Below are 26,805 nucleotides of genomic sequence, written 5' to 3' on the forward strand. Positions count from 1 at the left end.
TAAGGTTTTAACCAATAAATTATATGCCCGAATGCTTCGCCCCTACTGCCCTAATCGACTCTCGTCGGTTGCTATAGCTTGTAGGGGCGTTCGCTCCATCGTGCCGGAGGCATTAGCAAACGGGAGTGAAAATCTAGGGTAAGAGCGATAGATTTTCACTCCCGTTTGCTTCGCCCCTACGATTACTGAATTGGTGTTCTAGGGACTAGGGTAATTTTAGATTTTAGATTTTAGATTTAAAATGAAATCTAAAATCTAAAATTTGAAATCCTTCTCCACTCTAATCAGCTGTAGAAACGTCCTGCGACTCTTCCTCTAAAGCTGGATTAGCAGCTTTCATCGCCGCTTCGGTTTTCTGGCGATCGAACTTCAAAATCAGCACCGCTAACGGAGGTAAACACAGATCCAGGGAATGGTAATGATTGTGGAAGAACCACTCTTCCGTCCACTTACCCCCTAAATTCCCCATGTTGCTACCACCGTACTCACCGGCATCGCTATTGAACAGTTCCTTATAGAATCCCGCTTCTGGCACGCCGACGCGGTAATGACTGTGGGGCTGAGGTGTGAAATTACACACGGTCACTACAAAATTACCTGGATCTTCCTTATCGCGGCGGATAAACGAAATCACGCTGTGGCGGTTATCATTGCAATCAATCCACTCAAACCCGCCCTCACCAAAATCCCAAGTATACAGCGTTGGTTCGTTTTGATACAGGTGGTTGAGGTCAGTCATAAACTTAACCAACTGTTGATGCTCCTCGTGCTGGAACAGCTGCCACTCCAAATCTGCCCAGACATTCCACTCGCTCCACTGCCCGAACTCCATACTCATAAATAGAGTCTTCTTGCCGGGGTGAGTATACATATAAGCCAACAAAGTTCGCACGTTGGCGAACTTCTGCCACCTGTCCCCCGGCATCTTCCCAATCAAAGGACTCTTACCGTGTACCACCTCATCGTGAGATAGCGCCAGCATATAATTTTCGCTGTGGTGGTACCAAATACTGAAGGTGAGGTTGTTTTGGTGGAACTGGCGGAACCACGGGTCCATGTGGAAATAATCCAACATATCGTGCATCCAGCCCATATTCCACTTCAAGTTAAAGCCCAAGCCGCCCACATAAGTAGGCCAAGACACCATCGGCCAAGAGGTAGACTCTTCAGCAATGGAGAGAATACCAGGGTAGTAGCTGAAGAGGACGTGATTTGTCTGACGGAGGAAATCAGCCGCTTCAATATGTTCGCAACCGCCGTACTGGTTGGCAACCCATTCCCCATCTGGGCGTAAATAGTTGAGGTAGAGCATGGAAGCCACGGCGTCTACCCGTATCCCGTCAATGTGGTATTTGTCAAACCAAAACAGCGCGTTCGCTACCAGGAAATTACGCACTTCGTTGCGACCGTAGTTGAACACCAAAGTGCCCCACTGTTTGTGTTCGCCCTTGCGGGGGTCAGCGTGTTCGTATAGGTGGGTGCCATCGAAGAAAGCCAAACCGTGACCGTCTTTGGGGAAGTGACCCGGCACCCAGTCAACGAGTACCCCAATGCCTTGTTCGTGGCATTTGTCAACGAAATACATGAAATCTTCGGGCTTGCCAAAGCGAGAAGTAGGTGCGTAGTATCCCGTCACCTGATATCCCCAAGAACCATCAAAAGGATGTTCTGCGATCGGCAATAATTCAATGTGAGTAAATCCGAGTTCCTTAACGTAGGGAATCAGTTTCTCTGCTAACTCGCGGTAGGTAAGGAAGCGAGCCCCCGGTCTGAGTTCTGAGACGACGACCACCGGCTCCTTTTCCCCATTCGGCAACACTGCCGGTTCATCTGAAGAAGCGTGCAACCATGAGCCTAAATGGCATTCGTAGACGCAAACAGGCTGGGTCAGCGGGTCACCGTGACGACGCTTTTCCATCCACTCATCGTCGTTCCAAGTGTAGGTATCTAAGTCGGCGACGATAGAAGCAGTTTTAGGCCGCGCTTCCTGGTGGAAACCATAGGGGTCGCTTTTTTCGTAAATGTGGCCAGCATAGTTTTTGATTTCATACTTGTAGTGGACTCCGACCTCCAGTCCGGGAATAAACAATTCCCAAATACCTGTTTCCCGTTTTCCCATTTGGTGTTGGCGACCATCCCACAAGTTGAAATCGCCCAAAAGCGAAACGTTACGAGCATTGGGAGCCCAAACGGCAAAATAAACGCCCTTGACGCCGTTGACTTCGGTTAGGTGTGCCCCTAACTTCTCGTAAATGCGGTGATGATTCCCTTCGGCGAATAAGTGAATGTCAAATTCTGTCAGCAGCGGCGAGCGGAAAGCATAAGCGTCATTTACGACGCGCTCATGTTCGCCTTCTTTAATCCGCAGCTGATAGTTTGCTAGTTCCGGCGTATCAATGTTGCATTCAAAAAAGTGAGGATGATGCACGGATTGCATCGGAAATTGTTTTCGTTCCTCTGGTAGCACGACCCATACGGCGTCGGCATTCGGAAGGTAAGTTCGCACTACCCAGACAGTTTTGCCATTTTGCTCAATAAGATGGGGCCCCAGCACTTCAAACGGGTCTTGATGCTGATTCCAAACAATCCGGTCAATCTGCTCAGGGGCAATGGTCATGGACATGAGGCTACCTACCTACTAACGGGAACTTACTGAGTTGGCTTATACAGGAGTGAGATGCCAAAACACTTTAAATTTATATACATTTTTTCATGTATTTACATCTTATGGCTAGCCGATCGCCTAAAATGCTGACTCAGATGTCGGATTGGGGCTAGGAGAGTAGGAGAGTGGGTGAGTGGGTGAGCAATAACTAATGACCAATGACCAATAACTAATGACTAATAAGTCTCAAAAATGCAAAAATGGAAAAAGCTTTCGGAGCGGATAACTGACGCGGAGCAGGAAAAGTAGATGTTGCACTTGAGGATTTACTTGAGGTCTTCCGTTTTGAGCTTCTCCTAGATTTGCTCTTAATTGAGCGTACTCAGCAGCAGTTATGGGTTTACCATCAACAGGCGATCGCGCTTCTATAATAATTTCTGTCCGCAAAACTTCTTCCGGTATATCCTCTGGTGGTGGCAAAGCTAGCAGAGGAGCAGAGGGGCACAGCAGCAGAGGGGCACAGGAGCAGAGGAACAGAGGGGCAATTTTCATCCTTCATCCTTTCTAAGTCCGGGGGGTAGGGGTTCCCCACAGATTTGATGAATTTGGATAATGCGATCGAACAGCCAGGGATATTCTCGTCTGTAGTGGGGAATTAGGGCTAAGGGACTGAGCAAAGCACCGGCAGCGATATCTCCTACGCTGAGGTTATTTCCCACCAGATAGGGGTTATCCTGCCAGCGACTTGATAATTCCTCCAGAGCTAGAGCCAGCCGATCTGCCGCCAGCTTCACCGTCGCTGCATTAATTTTATACTGACGCCGTACCACCTGGATTACCACCTGGCTGGACAAAGAGGGGTCTATTTGCTTGCCTTCACCAGCACGAAAGTCATAGTACACAAATCTAGTCGCAGTGCCAATACTTTCATCAAGCCAATCTTCCAGCATACAGGCTTCTGTCTGCTGCCGCAGATCTGGTAAAAAAAGAGTTGGTTCTGGCTTGTAGGTTTCCAGATATTTTAATATTTGCGTCGAGTCTGCGATCGCTTCCGGCTGTCCCTCTTTCTGCGGCAACAACACTGGTACCGTTGTCAAACCCGTCAGCGGTTTTAGCTTCATAATATGAAGTCCCGGCGTTAAATTCTGAACTTCATAACTTATTTTTTTATACCCCAGCGCTAATCTTGCTTTGCGACAGTAATGAGACGTACTAAATTGCAGTAAAAGCATCTATGTAGAAAGGTAACAAGCATATATATGCCGTTCATTGCATATAGTTCATGGTTCATTGCTTTTGAACCATGAACTATGAACGACCGGAAGTGAAACTTAACTGTGGCTAAAGCCAAAGCCCCTTTCCCACGCCTAAAGCAAATGGGAAAGGCGTAAATCTCATTGTCAAGCCGGTGATGAGAATATGGACAGCCAGCTTAGGGCGATTTAGTGGGAGTTGCCGCAGGCGTTTTAGCGGGTGCGGGTGCGGGCGCTGTTGTTGCTTTAGGAGCAGAAGATGCTCCTCCTGCTGGTGACGGACTGGTGGTGGCTGGCGCATCACCGCCGCCTTTGCAGGCTCCCAACATTACAACCAAGCCGAGTCCTAGAGCCAAACTAACGATTTTTTTGTTCATACACTCCTCTGTTACTGATTGCGTCACAATTTGTAACTAGATGATAACAATACTTTATTTACCAGGCTAGCGCGCAAGTACAACCAATTTTTTTTTGTGAAGCAAAGCTGCTGCCTCACACATAATACTCCAAAAACTCGAAAGAATCGCCCAATAGAGCTATTGTGTCCAAATTTGACAACTTTTTAGATGAGATATAGTGGCAAGGTTCAAGCCCAGCGGCATGGCCCTTGCCTTCGGCAAGACTTCGGGTAAAGCTAGGGAGGAGGATGTCAACAATGTTAGAATCCTGTCAGAACGGTGGGGGTAACAGAGGTTGCAAGTTGTTGACTTTCCGAAAAGCTCTCCCTTGTGAGTTAAAAACTCCCCGACCCTGCGTGGAAGTCGGAATATCTATTGAATTGGTAAAGGCTATGTCGGTCGCCCCTAAATCTGCGTTTTCTGCTAAAAGGCTAGCATTCAGAAAATCGGTTGTTAGTTTAATAGAACCCCAAAAAAAGGCAAAGGACGGCAGTTCCCAAAGCTCGTTGCGATACATTGAAAAACAAGAGAACCATGAAAAGCAGTCCACAACATGGCGATCGCGTCCTTCGCAGCTTCATCGATCGCGTCGTACCAACGACCAAACCGTTAAAATCCTGCCCTCCTCAGAATCAATACCGCCTTGGTTACGTGGCGCGATCGCACTACAGCAGCGATCGACATTCGTAACTTTTCTCCTCGTGGGCGCGGTACTCCTAGTTTACGGCGGGACAGTTTATGCCCAGCAACAGTGGAGCCAAGAGTACCGCAAACTGGAAATACTCGAACGAAAAGAGCGACAACTGACAACAGCAGGTGAAGTTTTGAAAAATAAGCTGGCCCAGGGAGCCGAACACCCGGATAATGGTTTAGTGTCTCCAACTCCAGACAATAACTTGTTTCTCGTGCCATCACCGCGATCGACAGCCACGGAAAAAACAGCTCCAACGCCAGCTTCTAGTCCCAAGCTAACCCCAACGCCAGTAGGGTACTAGAAAAGAAGGGGCTAGGGGAAAGAAGGGGCTAGGGGAAGAGGGAAAAGAATCATTCTTTTGAATGATTGACTTTTGAATGATTGACTTTTGAATGATTGACTTTTTGTGTTGGGTTTTAATATGGCTTCAGCCAATCCTCCCTCTTCTCGTTATAGTAGGCGTCGCTCACGGGCGCGGCGACCGGCGAGCAAACAGCCTCAACAGCGTTCAGTAAAGCTTCTAGATCGGCAACAGCCGGATATAGGGCCGAATTTATTAACTTCAGTTTCCAGATTAGGCCGGGATATCGGTTCTCCCAGGCAAAAGAATTTTGGATCGAAGTCTAAAAGCGAGAATTCAGAATCATCTCAAACTCGCAAACAGCCTAATAATCTAAAATCCAAAATCCTCTCTTGCGAAGGTGGGCATCGTGACGGGAACCGCCAAGACGCCCACTTCGCGCAAAATCCAAAATTGAACCGACTGGTGCTGGTATGGATACTTTTGTTGCTCAGCGGATTGGGTCTCGGCTGGAATTTATATAAACTGCAAATTGTGCGCGGACCGATACTAGCACGCACCGCCAAACAGCAGCAAGCAGTAACCTTACGTCCTTATGTACCTCGACGCCCCATTGTTGACCGCAACAACAACGTTTTAGCAGTCGATCGCCCTGCTTACACCTTGTACGCCCACCGGAAGCTGTTTAAAACTTCAAAAGAAGAAGTCGCCACAAAACTTTCACCCCTGCTGGGTCGTTCTGTCGAAGACCTAGTGAAATATTTTAATAAAGCTGAAAGTGGCGTTCGGATCGAAAATTCCCTGTTGGAAGAAGTAGCCGATCGCATCACCGCCTTGCGACTGGACGGACTGGAATTAATTCCCCATTACTCCCGCCTCTACGCGCAGCAGGAACTGGCGGCAGACATTGTGGGCTACGTCAATATGAATCATAAAGGTCAAGCAGGAGTAGAATACAGCCAGGAAAAATTGCTAGAACGCTCTACTCGTGCAGTCAGGCTGAGTCGTGCGGGAAACGGTGCCATGATGCCAGATTACGCGCCAGCAGGAGTGATGAACGACGACCTGCGACTGCAACTGACAATAGATAGCCGACTTCAACGTGCCGCCCGTTCAGCCCTCAAAGAAAAAATTGAGCAATTCAAAGCTAAGCGAGGCACCGTCATCGTCATGGATGCGCGGGATGGTGCATTGCTGGCACTGGTTTCCGAACCTTCCTACGACCCGAACCAGTACTCCAAATATGATGTGGGACTGTTTAAGAACTGGGCGCTGACAGACCTTTACGAACCGGGTTCCACCTTCAAGCCCCTCAATGTGGCGATCGCCCTCGAAACTGGAGGCATCAAACCCGACAGTACCTTTGTTGACAACGGCCACATTCAGGTAGCGGGCTGGCCGATCAAAAACGCTGAGGGAGGCGGTCACGGAAGTCTTACAATTGCTGAGATTCTACAACTTTCCAGCAACGTTGGCATGGTGCAAGTTATGCAGCAAGTAAAGCCCAGTGTCTACTACGGCTGGCTGGAACGCCTGGGACTGGGGCAAACTGTAGAAACAGATCTGCCCTTTGCAGTACCCAGCCAGTTGAAAAGTCAAGAGGAGTTTACAGGTTCGCCGATCGAACCGGCAACTACCTCTTTTGGCCAGGGATTTTCCATCACCCCCCTCCAGCTGGCACAACTCCACGGTGCGATCGCGAATGGTGGCAAACTGGTAAGTCCCCACGTCGTGCGCGGTTTATTCGACTCCAAAGGACAAATGCACTGGCAGCCCACAGTCCCAGCACCTCGGCCAGTTTTCTCTCCTAACACTACACAGACAGTCCTAGAAATGATGGAAACTGTAGTAACTAAGGGGACGGGAAAACCCGCACAAATTCCCGGATATCGCATCGCTGGCAAAACTGGTACAGCCCAAAAAGCCAGTGCTACCGGCGGCTACTCCGCCAACGCCAAGATCGTCAGCTTTGTCGGTATCTTGCCAGTAGAATCCCCCCGCTACGTGGTTGTAGCTGTGGTGGACGAACCAAAGGGCAGGGTTTTTGGTTCGACTGTAGCAGCACCAATTGTCAAGACCGTGATGGAATCTCTGATTACAATTGAGCAAATACCCCCAAGTCAATAGGGACAAAAGTCAAAAGTCAAAAGTCAAAAGTCAAAAGTCAAAAGTCAAAAGTCAAAAGTCAAAAGAAAGAAGGAGCTAGAGGCTAGAAAAATCGGGTCTTTCGGAATCATTATGCTAATCTTTTTTATAGCAACCGCCAAGGCGGTTAGGACATTCTCAATTCCCGAAACCCTTGATTCTAAGCACTTCTTCCCCTAGCCCCTAGCCCCTAGCCCCTAGTCCCTAGCTATAAGAGCATTTTTGTAGGGACACGGCATCATAAATATGTCGGTCATACAAAAGATTTAAATATGCCGTGTCCAAAGCAGCATATTTGACACGAAAGAACCCCCCTCTGCGGCCATCATGATTCAGACACAACCGGAAACGATATCATTTGTTTCTTTTGACTTTTGACTTTTGACTTTTGACTTTTGACTTTTTTAGCCCCTAATTTGGCTATTTTGGACTTGTTCCCACAATTGTTCGCGGCTTTTGGCAGGTTCGGAGCAACTAAGCCCCTGACAAACCAGTCCTACACTTCCTGCGGGGAGATTATCTGTAAGAGCATAAACTGCTGTGGGTAAATATTGAGGGATGAGAGATTCGAGTTGCTCATTAGTAGTACGAATCAGAGTGCGATCGATATACCAATCTAGAGCAGTAAATAAACCGGGACAGGCTTGAGGAGTCTGATTCATCACGCTGCTAAAAGCGCGTAAAGCTTGCTCGGCCCGATCGAGATATTGTAGATCTTCCGTGAGTAAGGCTAGTTGCACTAAGTTAGCGATCGCCACACCATTAGCAGAGGGAGTAGCATTATCATTATAATTGCGCTCTCGTACCACAAGGTCGCCACTGGCATCGCTGGCAGTATTGAAATATCCTCCCAGTTCCACACTCCAGAGAAATTCATCAAACTCCTCCTGCACCTTGACTGCTTTTTCTAGCCAGAACTTACAAGTTGGAAATTCTTTTTCTTCCCCAATACCCAATCCCAGAGAAGCTTGCTGCAAATCCAATAGCGCCTTGATGAAAAGAGCATAATCTTCAGACTGAGCCAAAACCGCCGTCTTACCCTCATAATTGAGGCGATGAAAGCGATCGTCCACCCACTGGCGATCCAAAATAAATTTAGCAGCCCTAACAGCAACAGACAAATACTCTGTCCGCCCAAATGCCGTATAAGCTCGTGCCAGTCCCGAAATCATCAAGCTATTCCAAGCTACAATCATCTTGATATCTGTCACTGGCGGAATCCGACCAGTCCAGTTGCCCGCTTTGGCTTCCTGATTATTGCGGGCGGGAGGGAAAGTTGACCGGGCGTCAGGTTTAACACCGTAGCGGACTTCAAACATTTTAAGTAAAGCAACTTCTGCCTTGTCGCTCAGATTGTGGGGGTGGCGGCGTTGCATAACGTTGCACTCTTCAAAATTGCCCTCAGCAGTGACAGTGAACTCCGCCTTAATTTCTGCTAATTCCTCAGCGGTGAGAAGTTGTTCGAGTTCCTGATATTTCCAAACATAAAAGTTTCCTTCTTCTGGCTCTTTTGCTGCTGCATCGCTGAAGTTGTCGGCATCCTGAGATGCGTAGAAGTAACCTTCAGGAGCAGTCATTTCGCGCACAAGCCATTGTACCGTACCTGCGATCGCACTCTCAAATGCCGGTACTTGAACTCCGCTACTCCACAAACAAGCCAGATATTCCACAATCTGACCGTTATCGTAGAGCATCTTTTCAAAGTGAGGCACCGTCCAAGTCGCGTCAACCGTGTAGCGGTGAAAACCCCCGGCAACATGGTCGTAAATACCTCCCAGTGCGAGATTTAACCCCCGCTGGGTACAAACCTGCTTAGCATCGGATTGGGATTCCTCCTTGCTAACTTCAGCCTGAGAACTAAATCGAACGCCCCGCAGTACCAATCCGGCGTAAGGCATCATCGGGAAGCAGGGGCCAGAACCAATGCCTTTCAGCACGCTAGTATTGGTCTTTAAACCTTGACGCAGTAGAGAGGAATCTAATTGTTCGCCGCCTGTTGGTTGCAGCATAGCTCCCTGCTGGAGATATCCGCGAATTTCTGCCGTTACAGACTCAACTTTGGCTTTTTCAGTGTCGTAGTGGCGGCGAATTGCTTGCAGCACTTGCAGAAATCCGGGGCGTCCGTAGCGGGGTTCGACGGGAAAGTAAGTGCCGCCGTAAAAAGGTATCAAGTCTTTAGGGTCTAAAAATACGTTGAGAGGCCAGCCGCCTTGCCCAACCATCATCTGCAACCCTTGCATATAAATACTGTCTAAGTCTGGCCGCTCTTCCCGATCGACCTTGATCGGGATAAAATTGGCGTTCATATACTCGGCAATAGTCCGATCGGAAAATGCCTCGCCTTCCATGACGGTACACCAGTGGCAACTTGAATAGCCAATTGAAAGAAAAATCAGCTTGTTTTCGCGGCGGGCAACTTCTATGGCTTCATCGCACCAAGGCCACCAGTCGATGGGATTTTCGGCGTGTTTGCGTAGGTAAAGACTTGGGGATTGGGCAAGGCGATTCGTCATTCGATTTTAAATTTTAGATTTTAGATTTTAGATTTTGAATTGACCTACGGATGGATAGGCAACGGGGAAAGGAGGAAGAGGGGTATCGCTTGCCACTTAGGAGTGACGGGCGGGACGCCCATCCCACAATAAATTCCACAAGAAATGCCACAAGAAGTTGTTGGATATTTTTATGTTTTGCTTTAATATATCGCGATCGCACAATTCCCGGTCTTTCACTTTAACGATGTTTTCTGCGACTGAAACAGGCGATGCAGCAGGATCGCTATTGGGGCAGGGGTAGGGTTCGATCGCAAATCGTATGCTGAGCTTGTCTGGAGGGTAGTTGGGGAGCTAATTGACGCCAGCATTTGGATCGAGAATGTCATAATGACGGCTTGCAAAAGTCTCTTGGACATGGCACACTCCTTTTCTTATCTTAGAGTCGCTTCTAAAATACGATTGACTCTTGCCATCCCACTTCGTTCCACTGAGTCACCCAACAGGGCGGTTTGAAAAATCTTATTGATTATTGGGGAAAAAGCGATCGGTAAAGAACTACTGAGAACCGATCGCTCACTAATAACCGTTGACAAATGACCAATTTAATGAAATGTAGCCAAGCTTAAAGCTGATAATGCGATCGACAACCAGATCACAAAGCAATACCGCGTCAGCTGCATCGCCTGTTGAATGCGATCGCAAGTGATAGGGTTAATTGGATCTCCCAGTAGCGGTTTATGTTTGGCAATGCCACGATACCAGTTTGTACCCCCTACTCGGACACCCAGTATAGCAGCGTAAACGCACTCGCTCCAGCCAGAATTCGGACTGGAGTCTGATGACGCATCTCTTTGACATATCCTCCAAACATAACCGGGTCTGCCAGATAAAAGTGCTAAGGTAATTACCACAAACCTGCAAGGAAGCCAGGTAAGAACATCTTCCTGTTTGGCACTAAACCATCCTATATATGTGTAGGGCGCTTCAGGGTAGCCGATACTTGAATCGAGAGTACTTGCCGCTTTGTAAGCAAGAGCGAGGGGAACACTACCTACCATCGGCAAAAACGCGCCAATTATCGCATAAAACAGCGGTGCCATTACACCATCAGTGGCATTTTCTGTCACCGTTTCCAAAACCGATCGCAGGACTTCTGATTCTGATAAGTTATCTGTATCGCGACCCACATATAGGCTCAAAGTAGAACGGGCCTTAGTCAAATCTCCATCTCTTAAGGGTTGCAAAACTGCCTCCCCTGCATCTCTCAAACTCCTACCGGCGAAACAACTGGCAAGCATTATGGTGGCAACTGCAACACCCAATAAAGGATGTAACCTGTCGGCAGCTTGAATAATTAACCAACCAACCAACCCACTACCCATTACCAATGAAATTCCTAGCAGTATTCCAGCACAGCGGGGTACGATCGCATCGATCGGCAAATTGGTTATTTTTCTTGTAAAATGAACACACCGTATGGTAGTAGGTTTCTCTAAAATTTCGATCGAGCATTGAAATAACTGACCGATCCCCCAGCCCATCACCTGCACGGGATGAAGCCAACCCCAAGGATCGCCAATTAGGTAATCTAACCCAGCTGCTAATGCTAGAACGAGGGCAGACTTGAGAGGAGAAAAATCAAAAGGCATGAAGAAGGGGCTAATCAAGAAGGGGCTAGGGGCTAGGGGCTAGGGGCTAGGGAAAGAGGGGAAGAGGGGAAGAGGGGAAGAGGGGAAGATTTCTGATTTTAAATTGAAATAAAATCTAAAATCTAAAATCTAAAATCTCCTGCCCGATGACACCTAAACAACAAAACTGGTTTCTTCCCCCAGAGATGCTTGCCAACTACGGGCGTCGTAATAAAGGTCTTCCAGAGAAATACTGTATAAAGCTTCTTTAAGCTTTTGGTGCAGGTGTCGCCAAACGGTAAACGTTACCCAGTCCTCAGCAAGCTTTGCATCAGGGGTGTGATGAGGCAAAGGTTGAATTGTTTCGCCAACCGCTTCTAAGATCTGTCCCAGAGAAATTTGTGCTGGTGAACGTGCCAATTTATAACCGCCTGAAGCACCGCGAACTGACTCGACTAAACTGGCGCGACGCATCTCTATAAGAAGTTTTTCCAGGTATGGGGCGGGGATATCTTGACGGCGTGCGATCGATCTGACAGAAGTCGGGCCGTATTCCGGCTGTAGACTCAAATCTAGCAGTGCCTTAACACTATAGTGTCCGCGAGTGGTTAGTTTCATCCCAAGCCGTAACTCATACAGCAGTTACCTATTTCTTTAGTCAATTCTAGTGAGCAACAGGATAGAGGGAAGCTAGATGTAGGTATGCTAGAGTTCCATTGACCAATGAGAGAGAACTACTTAACCAAGCGAGTTGTAACATAATATTGCGAGCTGATACAAAGCTAAAGCTTCATAAGCATAGCAAAATTAACCTAAAGTAAGATACTATAAATTACTTGAAGCATTTATTGTTGGATCGAGTTAATGAATAAAACCAAAAAGATCGAACCCCTAACTGGTGAGACTCTCCTCAAAAGAGTCAAAGAGCTGGAGAACGTGAGCAAAGAAGAAAAGGCCAAAGAGTGCGGCTACTACACCGTCACAAAAAACGGCGTAGAGCGCGTCAACATGATGAAGTTCCTGAACGCCCTCATTGATGCTGAGGGTATTCAGTTAGACAGCAAACAAACTGGCAATGGGCGTGGCGGACGCAGTGCTAGCTATCGCATTAGCGTGCAGTCTAACGGCAACTTACTGATTGGCTCAGCTTACACGAAACAGATGGGACTACAGGCAGGAGATGAGTTTGAAATTTCTCTAGGACGCAAGCATATTCGGCTACGTCAACTAGATGCAGATGAAATTCTAGACGACGAAGAATCCTGAGCGTTAACTCAAAGCTAATGGCTGAATTTTAAAGACGCCGACCGTTAAAGGCAGCGCCTTCAGGCGAAAGTTCGGGAATGCTTGCTTGGTTGCTCTCAAGCAAAGACAAATTCCCGCGCTATTACCTGAAATTTTCAGGCAGGTTGCTTGAGCTTAGTTAAAGGCAACTCCTCAGTTCTAGATGGAGTTGTTAGGTAAAGGCTGAGTGCCTGACCTGTAACTGCTACCTGACAAGCTAAATTAATCCCCTCCTGTTCTAGTAAGCCTAAAACTCGCCGGGGATTGTCTGGATCGACTACTGGTAGCTGATGCAAACCACGAGCCCCCATGCGGTCTAAAGCCTCAGCAACAGATTCCGAAGCGTAGGCGTAGAGGATTTCTTTGGTGCAGATAGATTCCAGGGTTTGAGCAGTTAAATCGCAGGCAAAAGGGTCTGTTTGGGCTCGTGCTAGAGCGCGATTGATATCCTGAAGAGTAACAAGGCCAATCAGTTGCGACTCTGCATCAATAACTAAAGCCGTATGGCACCTCTCACCCGTGAGAGCAAGACCAGCTTCTAGGACACCGCAATTGCCAGATAACATCAGGCGTGGCTTATCCATAGCCACAGCCACCGGCATTTGCTTCAAAATTGCCAGATTCTGGTCTTTCTCTACATTCACGCCCATCTGCTGGAGATTCAAGCCCCCAGTAGCAGTTGGTTTAAGTCGTTCAACCAGCCAAACGCTCAGACCCACTGCCGCCATCAAGGGTAAAACAATGCGGTAATCCCGCGTCAGTTCAAACAGTAACAGAATTGATGTCAGAGGAGCCCGCACGCTTCCAGCCAGAACCGCAGCCATTCCCACCATTGCATAAGCTGGTGGTGCAGCAATATTGGCGCTGATTCCCGGTAGCAATACCACCAAAATTTTTCCGTAAGCAGCTCCTAAAGAAGCGCCCAGAAACATCGCTGGGGCAAAAATGCCGCCCACCAGTCCAGAACCCAAGCTAAGCGCCGTCATCACCAGCTTGACGACCAGCAATATCAGCAACAAGGGTAGAGAAAACTCTACATCTTGGAGCATAGCTTCCACAGTTTCGTAGCCAATGCCCAAGATTTGAGGCCATTTCAAAGCCACCAAACCTATGCAGACTCCGCCCATAACTGGATGAATAAATCTAGGTATCCTACCCAACCAGCCAAACCCAGGCATCTGCCCGCGAAAGCATCGCTGAGTCACCTGAATGGCTTGCGTATAAGTCAGAGATACCAAACTGGCTAATAAACCCAATCCCATATAAAGGGGAAATTCCAGCGGGCTGCGAACTTCATAAACTGGTAGGCTAAAAGCAGGTTGAGCCCCTAATCCAATCTGTGCAATTAAAGCGGCTACTACAGCCGCTAGCAGCACCACGCTAACCGCTGAAGTGGCAAAAGTAGTTCCCAGTACCACCTCCAGAGCAAAGAAAACGCCAGCAATGGGGGCATTAAACCCAGCTGCCAAGCCAGCAGCGGCACCAGCCCCCAAAAGTAGCCGCTGTCGCTCTTGCGAAACTTGCAGCACCTGACCCAGCAGCATACCGAAATTCGCTCCGATTTCTACACTCGGCCCTTCTGGCCCCAAAGAAGCACCTGTGCCCAGGGAAATCGAAGCTGCCACCATTTTCGTCACTGGTCTGAGCTGTCTGACTACAGCATGACGCGACCCCTCGGTAGCTGCAATCAAGGAAGAAATGCTTGGGCCGAAGTCTTGCCAGCGCCAGCGCATTAAGCCGACAAGCAAACCACCGACAGTAGGAACGCAAGCTAAAGTCCAAGAACCCCAGATTGAGATCTTTCCCATCAAATCCTCCAGCATGAGGCTGCGGATCAGTTCAATCAAATAGTGAAATGTGACCACACCCATGCCAGTTCCACTACCAATTAGTACCGCCAAGATCAGCACTACGGTTTCTGGTGATGGCTGGAGACGGTTGAGAAGGCGAGTTAGAGGGGATGAGGGGGTAGAAGCACGGCAAGATTTTCCCGTATCTAGCAATGGCTGTTGGTTCAGACGCACAGCAGCGGGGGGAATGGGGGTCATTATAAAGGCGACTATATAAAGTATTAGAGAAAGCTTAAATTTTGTAACTGACTCCTCTTCTAGATTGTATCGAGAAGAAAGCCTACAAGTGTGCAGTTTTGGGAGTCAACAAGGGTACACTAAGGATGATGTGATGCCTGTATAGTCCAATCCATGTTAGCTACTCCTCTTATAGCCCCCTGGGTGTCAGGGATAAAGCTTGGAAAGCTACGGGCGTGGAAAATGTCATCATTTAGTAGTCCTATAAAATCTGCGAATATGTAAATCTGTGGCTAAGTTTCGGTCATCACTTCAAACAAGCGATAAATTTACGTAGGGAGATGGGAGTGGCTCAAAGTCAAGCTTTGATGGCGACGGCGTTGGGTCATGACTTGTAAAAACTCTAATCCTGGCGCAGCAGCGTCAAGGTAGTGTCAGTTATCAGTGCTGAAAAATAGATACACCCCGTGGAAAAGTAGGAAATTCTGATGAATGCTCACACATTTGATGGTCATTCTGTTGCTTGCCCGATTTGCCATCGTTCTAAAGGAATGAGGCTGGGTAACACGGGCAATGGACTATATATGTGTCCGTATTGCCAGGAACGCTTTGTAGTTACTGAAAGCGGTCATTACGTTCGAGACCCCCAACCGAATAAAAAACAGCGGGCTGATGGGCAAATGCTACGTCGCCAAAGTCGCCCTTTGGCTCGTATGCGTCGCGATTTCCGCATTGTCAAACCTATTTCCTTTGTAGCGATCGTAGGTAGTGCTATTTTCTTGGGTTATACTTTGGCAACACTGGATGAAAAGCCCTCTCAACAAAATCGGTTTCAGGAATTTATAGAATGGGTGACAAAATTGGTAGAGTGAGGTAATAGATAATTGGGAACTGGGGACTGGGGACTGGGGACTGGGGATAAAAAAGAAGGATCGAGAATCAATCACTCTCCCACTCTCCCCTGGGCCTGTACATGGTTTTCAGTAATTAGGATCTCGTGAGATCAGTGTCCAAGTTGTTTTTTTGTCCTGGCGATCTCCGACAGCTACAGCACCAAAGGATTTCACGTACTCTAGGCTCACATTTTTGATGAAGTCTTCCTCAAGTAGTAAGTAGGGATGAGGTTCTTGTTCCCAAATTTTTTTGAGGTCGTCAGCAGAAGCCGGGATAATTTGGCGATCGCTATAAAAATTTAATGAAGGGCGAAAGTATGGGTAGGATGTATAAATCTTCTCCCCATGTGGGATATCGCTTTTGAGGATCATCTCCGCAACTGGTTTAACTGGATAAGCTTCAGCCAATTCCCAAACCCAATGCTCCGAAGTCATCAGTAATATCAGAGATACATAAGTGCCCCACAACAAAATGGCTATAAATTGAAGGTCGCGACGAGTAACCAGGAAGGCTGCTAGAGTCATGGTTAGGGCGGTTGCGGCCAGTATAATCTGTAAATCTAGTTCCGGTTTTGGATAAAAAAAGCCAAAGTAAATACTTCCAGCCCAAGCAACTAAAGCCAGCAGTGCTAAAATAATGCTCCAAACACGGGGATAGGATTTTGTGCTAGGCCAATGCCAAACCTCTGCTAAATAAGCTCCCAGTGCTAATGCTAAAGCTGGGTAAATCGGCAAAACGTACCAGGGGAGTTTTGTTGTCATTGCCGATATAACTAAGAGGTAGACACCACTCCAAACCAGCACTAACTTAGCCCAGCTGAGATTGCGATTTGACCAAGCAAAGCGCAAACAGGGTGGCAAAAAAAGCAGCCACGGCCAGTTGTATTTCAAGATTTCTAAGAGATAATACCAAGGTGGCCCTGCGTGATTTTCCAGGGGTGCCCAAATGCGCTGCAAGGATTGGTTGACGAGCCCCTCATTGAGGAATCTTTGACCGTAGTGTATAAACTGGGCACCATACCAGAAAGCGACTGGGAGGCTGCCGATGATGATGCCGGTCCACAAATAAATAGATGTGAGCAGTCGGGGTGTATCCCAGACCAGAAATAGTAGTGCGATCGCTCCCAATAATAACCCCAAAATTCCTTTAGTCAAGCAAATCAACCCGAAACCAATGCCAACCCCCAGGCAATAACGTAAGTTGCGGCGACTGCGTAACAAACACCATACCATAAATAGAAAAAAGCACAGCACAGCCCCATCCAGCATTGCCAAGCGCCCGTGACGCACTACAGGCAGCAAGGTTAGGTAAATCAACGAACAGAAAATAGCTTCTAGACGGCGGGGAAAAATTTCGCGACCGATGCCGTATAGCACGGGTACGGAGAGAGCAGTTAAAATTGCGCCTGGAAAGCGGATCATCCATTCGTTGACGCCCCCAACTGAGTACGCCCAAGCAATTAGCAGATGCACCAGTGGCGGCTTGTTAATATAAGGTTGACCCCCCAGCGTCGGGTAAAGCCAGCGCAACTCGCCGGTCGGTGCTAGCCAAATGTCGCGGGCTACCTGAGCGACAATTCCCTCATCCCAATCTCGCAGGGGTAAACCGCCCAGATTAATTGTATAGAGGATAATTGCCGCTATTAGCAATCCCAAGACCCATAAGCAGTCAATTAAGGTTTCGTGGCGGCGCAACCAGTTTCCCGGTTCACCCGACCTAAAAAGTTTACCGTACATAGTGATCTAGCTCACAGTAAAAGCCACTCCGTCTCACAGACTATTGATACATAGTTTGGAATAAAAATCGGTGTTAAAGCACAGCAAAAATTTATGTTGTTAAATAATAATTTTTTGGCCTTGGCTCACGGTGTAGCAGACTCTCGAATTGAGTTGCTGGGCGGTTTGGCCAATGTGACAATTGCGTGCTGTTACTTTGCGATTAGCACACTTATCATCCTGGGTTTATGGCGTAACCGTCAAGGGGGGATTGATTTGTTTGCGGGGGTGACAGGAGGAATATTTTTCAGCTGTGCTGCTGGTCATACGTTCCATGCGATGGGGTTTTTCGGTTTTGAACACATAGGATTTTGGCAAGCCGTGGTTGATTCGATCACGGTTGGCCCTGCGATCGCATTTTTGAGTTTACACAAACGCTACAGCTTATTGATTGGATCTACTCAGGTACTTCATTCTCAAAAAGAACTGCAAGAACGAAATTCCGAACTAGAGAAAAAGGTAGCTCAGCGCACGCAAGAATTACAGCAACAAAATCAACGCCTCCAAGAAGCTTTTAGCGAGCTACAAAGGATGCAGTTGCACCTAGTGCAAACAGAAAAAATGTTTATGCTGGGTCAGATGGTATCGGGCATTTCACATGAAATCAATAATCCGATTAACTTTATCCACGGCAACATACCTTACGTTGAAGGCTATGTGCAAGATATTTTGAAAGTTTTAGAAGTATACCAGTCGAGTTACCCAGATAGCACAAATGCCGTTCTGGAAGTACTGGAAGAAGTCGATCTGGATTTTGCGGTTGAGGATTTACCTAGAATTATTAATTCCATCAAACACGGCTCGGAAATAATTCGCGAACTAGCAATCAGTTTACGTAATTTTTACCGACTTGATGAATCTGAAATGAAAAAAACAGATTTAAATGCAGGAGTTGAAAGTACGCTATTACTGCTGAAGAGTCGTTACATACAAAAAATAGAGATTATTCGGCAATATGGTGATATTCCCAGCGTGGAATGCCATGTGAATCAATTGAATCAGGTGTTTATGAATCTGATTTGTAATGCAATTGATGCGTTGCTGGAACAAAAAGACGAAAAGGTGCAGCCGCTTAAGCATAAGCAGATTGCGATCGCAACTAAGCGAATCGGAGATGACCGGGTAGCAATCTGTATTTCAGACAATGGTTTTGGGATTCCTCCAGAAATTCAAGAGCGGTTATTTGAGCCTTTTTTTACTACGAAACCTATTGGAATTGGGACTGGTTTGGGGTTATCGATTTGTTATCAGCTTGTGACGGAAAACCATGATGGCAAAATTTATTGCCAGTCTGTTTTAGGTGAAGGAACAACTTTTACGGTAGAGTTACCGATTAGTCGGATGAGCGACTCTAAAATGACCGTTAAAACTATAGCAAAGTGCTGATCGCTGAGTACAAACACATTCCTTTCCTTGGTTTAAGCGGTCAATACTCTCCTAACATATCTGACTGTGGCTATAAATTGAAAGAAGCAATAAAAACTGCTATTGATGTTTAAATTATTAACTTTTATTCGTTTGCATAACAAGTCTTTCTAATCCCATAGCTTTCAAAAGTTTAACTTTTGCTTCATCAAGTTCCTTTTGACTGGGTGGGAAGTAACCAACATTCACAATCTCTTCATTGACATGGCTCAGGTAAAAGTTTATAAACGCAGCTACCTGCGGCTTTTTGCTAATAATATTGGCATCTGAATAAAGGAAGAGGGGACGATTCAGAGGGTATTTCCCATTCTTTGCAGATTCAGTATTTGGAGCGATGCCTTCAATTGAGATAACTTTCAATTCTTGGGCATTTTCTGGATAGTAAGCATAACTAAAAAAACTAATGGCGTATTTATTACCAATAACCCCGTCAATTAGGTCACCGTCACTGCGACTGAATTTTGTATTTAACGAATTTAGAAGCGGTTTTATATCGTTATTGAAAACGCGCTCAACAAAAAAGTTGAAACTTACTGATTCCGGGTCGCGAACAAAGCGCTTAATCCGTTCGTTAGGCCATTTAGGGTTGACATCAGACCACTTCTCGGCGGTAAAGATTGCCGCCAATTCTTTTAAGGTAACATTAGTAAGAAAATCATTCTCTTTATTGACAGCAACAACTAGCGCATCGGTGCCGACGCGGAACTCAATGGGGGTACGACCCTTTGCAGCACAAGCTTTTACTTCCTCATTGTTAATCCGACGAGTTGAGTTGGCAATATCTGCCTTACCTTCTTGACAAAAGAGCTTTAAACCAGCTGTAGAACTAACACTTTCGATATTAATACTGTTGCCATAACCTTCTTCAATAAAGCGGTCGTAAATTGTCTTAAGCAGGGGAAAAACCGTGGAACTACCCGCGATATTAATGTCGCCTTCTACTTCTAGGGGGTCTACTTCTGGTAGTTTGATGCTACCTTCATCTGTTGTTTTTTTGACAGCTACAGGTGTTGTTGGGGTAGGCTGTTCTTTTGGCAATGAATTTACAGATTTGTTTTGTACAGGTGGTTGAGTTGGTGTAATTGTAGCAGCGGGTGGATTGGGTTGGCTAGAGCAACCGGCAAAGAGTAGAACAAAAAGGATAAGAACACACGCTCGTCGCTCCATTGTAGTAGACCTCTTAACTAATTTCCGTCGATCGCTAATTTGAACCGTCTCTAAGCCGGTGTATGAGTGGATGCCTTGCCTTACCGTTATGTGGGGTGTCCTGATTGGAAAGGTTTTTAGTTCCTCTTGCTAAACGTGCAGCTTTTCTCCGTTCTTCTACAAATTGGTTCATCTCCAAACTAAACTTGGGGTTTTTCTGGGCGAGACTAAAGACTGTATCGGGTTCGATCGCAATAGCCTTCAAGTCATCGATGACTGTGACGGATGCAACGCTGGGTTCCCCTCGTAAAAGCACCATTTCGCCAAAAAAATCACCCTTGGACAAGCGAGAAATTTCTTGTTCCTGGTTATGAATATCTGTGACCGAAAGCAGAACGCTCCCATCCATAATTATGTAAAATCCAGTATCAAATTCTCTAGCTTCAACAATTTTTTCGTCCGCTCCGTAATATTCCACGGTGGCATTTTGGGCAAGTGTGTTGATGACTTCGCGCTCCAGGGAAATGAAATAGGGGACTGTCCTCAAGAATTCTAAAATTTCCGGTTCGTGATCTTGAGGCAGGATATCTTTGAGGTTACCATCATATTGGATGCTAACGGGGTAAGGCATCGTCAGATGGTTACGTTTGGCAACGTAATAAATGCGCGACATGACTTCATAGCGAATTTTTTCTAGATCGATAAAATTCTTAATATAAAACCTCACTTCGTAGTTAATAGAAAAATCTCCATAGGATTTAATTCCGATTTCTGGCTCGTGTTCGGACACGATATCTTTAGTCGAAAGTACTGCACTTCTTAGTACTCGTTTGACGCGGTTGGGTGGATCTTTATAGGAAAATCCTACCTGAATACGTTCGGCGTGTAAGGGGTCTAACATCGTATAGTTGTAGATTGTCTCGTTCCCCAAAACGCCATTAGGGATAATCACGATGTCTTTGTCTTGCGTTTTCAAGCGGACAGCCCGCCAGTTGATTTCGATCACTTCTCCTTCAAGCTCTTGAAACCGAATCCAGTCACCCAATTTTAAAGGAGACTCGAAGATCAGCAAAAAGCCAGACACCAAGTTACTGAGGGTGTCCTGTAGTGCCAGAGCAATCACTAGCGAACCAACTCCCAATGCTGTCAGCACGCTACTCAAATCTACTTTCCATACCTCACCGAGAACATAAGCGCCAATACCTATAATGATTACGGTGCGGGCAAATTGAAACAATAAATTGGGAACGTGGATCTGCCAAAAGTATTGTTTTTTCTTCGTCGTCAGGACTACGTTAAGCAGAGAAATAGAGGTGTAGAGGACAGCAACCCAGAAGAGGGATTGGACAACCTGTAAAAATAGATGAGGTTCTTTTAAATTGAGGATTTTCCGCATCACCAGCAGGATTGCTAATGGGGGCAAAGTCCATCGGCGGAAGTTACCAAAGAAGTGGATTAGTGGATTTTTGTGGCGTTGCAAACGTTCGATTATCTCTCCAAGGGCAACGCTTAAAAGCGGAAATCCAACTATTAAAACCAGTCCCCAAATTAGTGTCGATTGCTCCATCAGATTGTTACCTTTCTGTGCTTACACTTACCCTAAATATTCGATTGATTTGTTTCAACTTCGTTAGTGCTTTCTTCGATACCCCAATCATCCATATCTAAACCGAATGAAAGGTTTTCGATCAAGTCTTGTAACCCTCCCTTTCTCAAAACCCAAGTTGTTAAGTTGCCTTTTTCTTCAAATTTGATGTTTTTATCTTTCTCGAAAGAATAGAGGTCTTGCAAGCGATCGCGCAGATCTTGGGTGACTCGAATTGTGTTGGGTTCGGCGTGAGCGTTCAACTCGTTGGCTAGCGCTAAAGTTTCACCCCAAAGATCGTAGTTAAGCTTTTTGGTGCCGATAATGCCTGCCATAACTGCACCGGCATGAATGCCAGCTGATAAACTCAGCTTAATTCCGAAACGATTGTTGAAATTATGCAACACATCCATTGCTTCCAGGGCAAAATCTACCGATCGTTTTGAGTGATCGAGACGCGGTTTTGATAGCCCGCAAACTGCTATATAGCGCTCGCCAATGGTTTTGAACATCTCTACATCGTGGTTAGCGGCTGCTTGGCTCAACAGATCGATCAGTTCGTTGAGCAAGTCGGCGACTTCCCCAACTTCCCGATTGGCACCCAGTTTTGTCAAGCCAAAGATGGTGGCAGATATCACCGTGACTTGTTCGATCCGATCGGCAATTCGCTCTTCGCCTTTTTTCAGTCGCTCTACTACTTTACTGGGCAATATACTCAACAGCAGTGCCTCATTCTCGCGGTTTTTTTGTGCCAACAAATTGGTCTGGTTGTGAACGCCGTGAGCCATTTCCTTGACAAGCTGTGCCAGATCGCCAAATTCATTCCGAGAATTCAAGACTTCCTCAAAACTTGGATCTTCCTCACCGACTTTACGAGCGCCTGCAATCATTACCTCGAGCGGTCTAACAAAGCTGTGAGCGGCAACATTGGCTAAATAAACAATCAGCAGCACTAGAATTACAGTCGCGATAAAGAGGTCTCTTTGCAGCGCGTAGACTGGCTGATAGGCTTCAGACAAATCCATCTCTGCGATAATCCCCCAATCCAGACCTTCGAGTTTGAGCGGCCCGTAGGAACTCAGAACCGTTCTGCCGCGATAGTCTTTAACGATTGTAGTTCCTTGGATGCCTGCGATCGCAGCTTGTGCCGATGGAGTGTTTACGTTCTGCAAGAGAATCGAGGTGCCGAGCCGCTCAATTAATTGCATATTGCTCTCCGGCGTACCGATCGACTTCAAGGCTGCCTGATACCCTTTAGGATCTTCAATCAGAAAACGGGAAACAGAACGCATCAACATATCCGATCCTATCATGTAAGTCTCTCCCGTATTGCCCAACCCATCCTGCTTCCAGTTTTTATTACCAGTCAGGACGTTGTTGATTTCATCAACTGGCAATTGGATCGCCAAAATACCGACAATGTGCGGGCCGTTATAAATCGGGCCAGCGATGAAAGCGGCGGGTGCCATATAGGACGGACGATAGGGTTTGAAATCGACAATTTGGATAGCCCCACGGTCTGGGCTTTTCTGCACTGCCGCTACAACTTCTGCCAGATTGCTTTCTTTATAAGGGCCTTTTTCCAGGTTGGTACCAAAATCTGTTTCCTTATAGACCGTGTATGCAACTTCCCCTGTCTTGAAATTGATGAGGAAAAAATCATAGTAGCCAAATTTCTTAATTAAATTACGGAAGATTGGGTGGTACTTGCTATGGAATTTGCTGTACTCGCTGCCGTCTTGTGCATCCACCAGTTCGTCTTTTTTTCCGACAGGATTTGTGTTTTTGGCGATGTATTGATATTGGAGATATCTGGCGGGTTGAGTGTAAGGACGATAGGTTTCAATGTCAGGCTCGCCTGGGATGACTTTGGAGAGTCTGGAGAAAAACTCTTTTTTGTAATAATCCTCGCTCGCTGCATTCCATTCGGGTGCAATGTACTGCTGATCCAGTTCTCTATACGCTCTGTTGAATTCCACCATCGCGGCGACAACCATGCGGTCTTCGCAAAGTGTTTCGACGTGATGGCGCATATTCTTGAAGTAGGATTCGATCTGGTATGCCTTGGATGTACGAACGCTCGTTAACTGATTGTAAATTTTATCTTCTATAGCACCCCGAATCTTGCTCCAGCTAAGGTAGCCGACCACTAGGATCGAACCCAGGCTAGCCATCAGGAGCATAATCTGAATTTTTGATTTTATACTAAAGCGGTTGAATATTAACATGATATTTTGCCCTTTTTTTTGAGAGTATAGTCTATACTTTGTAGCTCGAATCACTTTATTATATCTGCCCCAAAATAGGGCGTCGGGGATAGGGAAAAGGTATAAAAAACCTTTAACCCAGTGCTTATTTTTATTTCAGCATTACCAAGATGATATCATTAAGCAGAGGTTCTGAAATACGGCTGGGCTGTCGGGCCTAGCCATATTTCAGAGATTACCAACGATCGACTGAATCTCCACCTTCGATCAAGTCTTTCAAGACGTGGGTTGGTTTGGCGACATTGAACAGATGCAAACCAAAGTCTTTGGAGAGGTCTTCGCAAACTTTGATGCCTCTGACGCTATTTCCCTTGGCATCTAGGGGTGGGGAAAAAGTGCCTATCCCCAGCTTTCCGGGAACGACGGCTGTAATCCCTCCTCCCACGCCACTTTGAGCAGGCATCCCCACCCGGTACATCCACTCGCTAGAGTAGTCGTACATACCGCAAGTGAGCATGACGCCGATCGCATCCTGAACGTAGCGTTCGTCAATTGCTCGTTCTTTGGTAATTGGATTGATGCCGCCGTTAGCAAGGGTTGCAGCCATCATTGCTAAGTCGCGGGCATTCGCTATAATTGAGGATTGCTGGAAATAGAGGTCGAGGGTTTCTTCGATGCGATCGCTCACCATGCCAAAATTAAGCATCAGGTATGCGATCGCGCGGTTCCGATTTCCCGTTGCTTTCTGGGATAGAAAAACCGGGACGTTAATATCGTGCTTTCGTCCGGTATAACGGCGGAACATATCGAGGATGCGCGTCAGGCGTTCGGTCGCCCCATCTCCTTTGATTAAATCGGTGGTTGCGATCGCACCTGCATTTACAATGGGATTGTAGGGACGATTTGTTTTTTCATCTAAAACAATCGAATTAAACGCTTCTCTTGTTGGCTCAACACTCACCTTGGTATTGACATACTCTCGACCCCAATCTTCCAGTGCCAAACCATATACAAATGCTTTGGAAATCGATTCAATTGTGAATAACTTATCGCAATCTCCCACCTCAAACACCTGACCGTCAACTGTCACTACGCAGATGCCAAACCACTGCGGGTTAGCTAACGCCAATTCTGGAATGTAGTCCGCAACAGCACCTTCATCGAGGGATTGATACTTGTCATACAGATCGTTCAGATAAGAACGAAACGGCGAAGTTACCGCGTGAATCGAATTGGCGAGAAATTGCAAATCACCTGTGTCAACCATAGCTGCCTTTAACAATTTTTGATTTTATTTCAGATTGACCTCATTCACAGAGCGTGAGTTGGGCAGATTTTGGATTCTCGATTTTAGGTAGTTTTTACCTTATTAAGGTATGTTATAATTACCTGAAAATCTGCTTTTTTGTTCACTTCAGAACATTTTTATTTCTTTTCTCCTCTGCTCCTCTGCCCCTCTGCCCCTCTGCTCCTCTGCCCCTCTGCTCCTCTGCCCCTCTGCCCCTCTGCTCCTCTGCCCCTCTGCCCCTCTGCTCCTCTGCCCCTCTGCCCCTCTGCCCCTCTGCCCCTCTGACCCCATGCGCCAAAGCTGCTACGAACATCAAGCCGATCGCACCATCTCCCAAAACTACCACGCGATCGCCGGCCTTCACATTGGAACGCGCCACCCCATGCAGCACGCAAGCAAGCGGTTCCGTCATCGATGCTAGGGCGTGGGGCAAGTCATCTGGAATCGGCAACAAGTTGTGCTGCACAATGGGGGCGGGAATTTTCAGGTATTCGGCAAATGTGCCGTTATTCCAAGTCAGGTTCGGACAGAGCGAATATTCCTGACGTTGACAAAAGAAACAATTCATGCAGGGAGCGGAGTTATTTGCTACTACGCGATCGCCCACCTGCCAATGTAAAACATTCTCCCCAACAGCCACAATCCGCCCAGATGCCTCATGACCGAACAAAGTGGGAGGTCGCAGCATTTTGGCATGACCGCCGCGACGCCAGACCTTGAGGTCAGTGCCGCAAGTGGTTGCCGCCGCAACTTTAATCACAACTTCACCCGCGCCTGGAACGGGGTCAGGCACGGATTCCAGGCGGAAATTTTCTTGACCGTAAAGTACTGCTGCTAGCAAAACTTAGGAACTCACCACCGAGAGGGGACGCGACTGCTGTTTTAGAGTATCACAATGCAGCATCCTAATGGAAAGCAGTGAGGGTACTTCCTGGTGGCAGGATGTACAAAACCAATAGATGCCTTCATGGCGGATATGACGGAGTAGTCCACTTCCACAACAAGGACAAGTATTGCTGCGCGTATTCATCTGATCTTGCCTCTTCATTAAAATCTGTTAATTAAATTGAGAAATCAAGGTTAATGCAGAAATGCCGACATGGAAATTTATAATGTCAAAATCAAATGCTTGTTCATAAACCGCGCTGAGTTCGAGCATTTCATAAATGTTGCACTCTCTGCCGCTCGAACCTAATATGGATGTGCTTGTTATCGTCCCGACCAGGTTTAAATTTACCTTTTGTCCCTGTAATAGACGAGTTCGGTTAACCGGATCGAGTTCTTCTTCTCCTGAGTAAAGTTACTCATTCTTCCGGGTCAAGCTCGTTATACTTAACTATAAAAGCGGTTATTTAGTTGCCTCATCTATCTAGAGGCTAATTTCCGATTTGGGAATCTCTCATGCAGAAATCCTTAATGAAGTTCTGTTTGGGCTCTGTTTGATCCCCGTACTGATTTCAGTATAATTGCGTAGATTAAACGGCAGATCGGGAATGGCCTCGTGATAATTACGTAAAATTTTTCAACTGCTTTGCATCATTAAAACAAAAGTATGGGGATCGGCAAATATAGTTGGGCTAATACCAAATCCGGGTTGGTTACCCCATGAGAATTTTTGGCCTAAACATTGTAGAGACGTTTCATGAAACGTCTCT

20 protein-coding genes are annotated in these 26,805 nt (G+C 46.7%); 5 read left to right on the forward strand and 15 right to left on the reverse strand.

Going from position 1 to position 26,805, the window contains the following annotated elements; genetic code table 11:
• Positions 1-280: 280 nt before the first annotated feature.
• The 4 genes from glgB to LAY41_RS30570 form a co-directional block, all read right to left on the reverse strand.
• Entirely contained in the window at positions 281-2,617 is a 2,337-nt protein-coding gene (gene glgB / locus LAY41_RS30555; protein WP_249106297.1) for a 1,4-alpha-glucan branching enzyme, read from the reverse strand.
• A 234-nt stretch (positions 2,618-2,851) separates the two neighbouring features.
• A complete protein-coding gene (locus LAY41_RS30560; RefSeq protein WP_249106299.1) occupies positions 2,852-3,157 on the reverse strand; it encodes a hypothetical protein in 306 nt (101 codons plus the stop codon).
• Entirely contained in the window at positions 3,154-3,837 is a 684-nt protein-coding gene (locus LAY41_RS30565; RefSeq protein ID WP_249106301.1) for a glutathione S-transferase family protein, read from the reverse strand. Before LAY41_RS30565 ends, LAY41_RS30560 begins: the two co-directional genes overlap by 4 nt.
• Positions 3,838-4,037: 200 nt before the next feature.
• On the reverse strand, positions 4,038-4,235 hold the full coding sequence (locus LAY41_RS30570) for a serine protease (protein ID WP_249106303.1): 198 nt from the start codon (positions 4,233-4,235) through the stop codon (positions 4,038-4,040).
• Positions 4,236-4,513: 278 nt separating this feature from the next.
• Here LAY41_RS30570 and LAY41_RS30575 point away from each other — a divergent pair, with 278 nt between their 5' ends.
• Positions 4,514-5,251, forward strand: coding sequence for a hypothetical protein (locus tag LAY41_RS30575; RefSeq protein ID WP_249106305.1), 738 nt, complete (start codon positions 4,514-4,516; stop codon positions 5,249-5,251).
• 120 nt (positions 5,252-5,371) lie between these two features.
• Positions 5,372-7,378, forward strand: coding sequence for a peptidoglycan D,D-transpeptidase FtsI family protein (locus LAY41_RS30580; protein ID WP_249106307.1), 2,007 nt, complete (start codon positions 5,372-5,374; stop codon positions 7,376-7,378).
• A gap of 422 nt (positions 7,379-7,800) precedes the next feature.
• Here the strand turns inward: LAY41_RS30580 and LAY41_RS30585 are convergent, their stop codons facing one another.
• The 4 genes from LAY41_RS30585 to LAY41_RS30595 all read right to left on the reverse strand — a co-directional run bounded on the left by LAY41_RS30585 (position 7,801) and on the right by LAY41_RS30595 (position 12,137).
• Complete coding sequence (locus LAY41_RS30585; RefSeq protein WP_249106309.1) at positions 7,801-9,909, reverse strand: thioredoxin domain-containing protein; 2,109 nt, start codon at positions 9,907-9,909, stop codon at positions 7,801-7,803.
• 96 nt (positions 9,910-10,005) lie between these two features.
• Positions 10,006-10,128, reverse strand: coding sequence for a hypothetical protein (locus tag LAY41_RS32500; RefSeq protein ID WP_275974483.1), 123 nt, complete (start codon positions 10,126-10,128; stop codon positions 10,006-10,008).
• 365 nt (positions 10,129-10,493) lie between these two features.
• Positions 10,494-11,540, reverse strand: coding sequence for an adenosylcobinamide-phosphate synthase CbiB (gene cbiB, locus LAY41_RS30590; RefSeq protein ID WP_249106311.1), 1,047 nt, complete (start codon positions 11,538-11,540; stop codon positions 10,494-10,496).
• A 153-nt stretch (positions 11,541-11,693) separates the two neighbouring features.
• Complete coding sequence (locus LAY41_RS30595) at positions 11,694-12,137, reverse strand: RrF2 family transcriptional regulator (protein WP_249106313.1); 444 nt, start codon at positions 12,135-12,137, stop codon at positions 11,694-11,696.
• Between the two features lie 246 nt (positions 12,138-12,383).
• On the opposite strand from LAY41_RS30595, the gene LAY41_RS30600 reads away from it, so the two are divergent.
• Entirely contained in the window at positions 12,384-12,785 is a 402-nt protein-coding gene (locus LAY41_RS30600; RefSeq protein WP_249106316.1) for an AbrB family transcriptional regulator, read from the forward strand.
• 134 nt (positions 12,786-12,919) lie between these two features.
• Here the strand turns inward: LAY41_RS30600 and LAY41_RS30605 are convergent, their stop codons facing one another.
• Entirely contained in the window at positions 12,920-14,851 is a 1,932-nt protein-coding gene (locus LAY41_RS30605) for a chloride channel protein (protein ID WP_249106318.1), read from the reverse strand.
• Positions 14,852-15,318: 467 nt separating this feature from the next.
• Here LAY41_RS30605 and LAY41_RS30610 point away from each other — a divergent pair, with 467 nt between their 5' ends.
• Positions 15,319-15,702 carry a hypothetical protein gene (locus tag LAY41_RS30610; RefSeq protein ID WP_249106319.1) on the forward strand — a complete coding sequence of 128 codons (384 nt, stop codon included), beginning with the start codon at positions 15,319-15,321 and terminating at the stop codon, positions 15,700-15,702.
• Positions 15,703-15,810: 108 nt separating this feature from the next.
• Here the strand turns inward: LAY41_RS30610 and LAY41_RS30615 are convergent, their stop codons facing one another.
• Entirely contained in the window at positions 15,811-17,460 is a 1,650-nt protein-coding gene (locus LAY41_RS30615) for an ArnT family glycosyltransferase (RefSeq protein ID WP_249106320.1), read from the reverse strand.
• Between the two features lie 93 nt (positions 17,461-17,553).
• Between LAY41_RS30615 and LAY41_RS30620 the strand changes: the two genes are divergently transcribed.
• Positions 17,554-18,885 carry a sensor histidine kinase gene (locus LAY41_RS30620; RefSeq protein ID WP_249106321.1) on the forward strand — a complete coding sequence of 444 codons (1,332 nt, stop codon included), beginning with the start codon at positions 17,554-17,556 and terminating at the stop codon, positions 18,883-18,885.
• Positions 18,886-19,002: 117 nt separating this feature from the next.
• Here LAY41_RS30620 and LAY41_RS30625 read toward each other — a convergent pair whose 3' ends face one another.
• The 5 genes from LAY41_RS30625 to LAY41_RS30645 form a co-directional block, all read right to left on the reverse strand.
• The gene (locus tag LAY41_RS30625) at positions 19,003-20,091 is read right to left on the reverse strand and encodes a substrate-binding domain-containing protein (protein WP_249106322.1); all 1,089 of its coding nucleotides are present in this window, start codon (positions 20,089-20,091) and stop codon (positions 19,003-19,005) included.
• Between the two features lie 34 nt (positions 20,092-20,125).
• Positions 20,126-21,637, reverse strand: coding sequence for a mechanosensitive ion channel family protein (locus LAY41_RS30630; RefSeq protein WP_249106323.1), 1,512 nt, complete (start codon positions 21,635-21,637; stop codon positions 20,126-20,128).
• 32 nt (positions 21,638-21,669) lie between these two features.
• Positions 21,670-23,883, reverse strand: a complete 2,214-nt coding sequence (locus tag LAY41_RS30635) for an adenylate/guanylate cyclase domain-containing protein (protein ID WP_249106324.1) — start codon at positions 23,881-23,883, stop codon at positions 21,670-21,672.
• 214 nt (positions 23,884-24,097) lie between these two features.
• The gene (gene glsA, locus LAY41_RS30640; RefSeq protein WP_249106325.1) at positions 24,098-25,129 is read right to left on the reverse strand and encodes a glutaminase A; all 1,032 of its coding nucleotides are present in this window, start codon (positions 25,127-25,129) and stop codon (positions 24,098-24,100) included.
• A 142-nt stretch (positions 25,130-25,271) separates the two neighbouring features.
• On the reverse strand, positions 25,272-25,991 hold the full coding sequence (locus LAY41_RS30645; protein ID WP_338023079.1) for a zinc-dependent alcohol dehydrogenase: 720 nt from the start codon (positions 25,989-25,991) through the stop codon (positions 25,272-25,274).
• Positions 25,992-26,805 lie beyond the last annotated feature (814 nt).

It is taken from the genome of Argonema galeatum A003/A1 (assembly GCF_023333595.1).
In the GTDB taxonomy this organism is placed as follows: domain Bacteria; phylum Cyanobacteriota; class Cyanobacteriia; order Cyanobacteriales; family Aerosakkonemataceae; genus Argonema; species Argonema galeatum.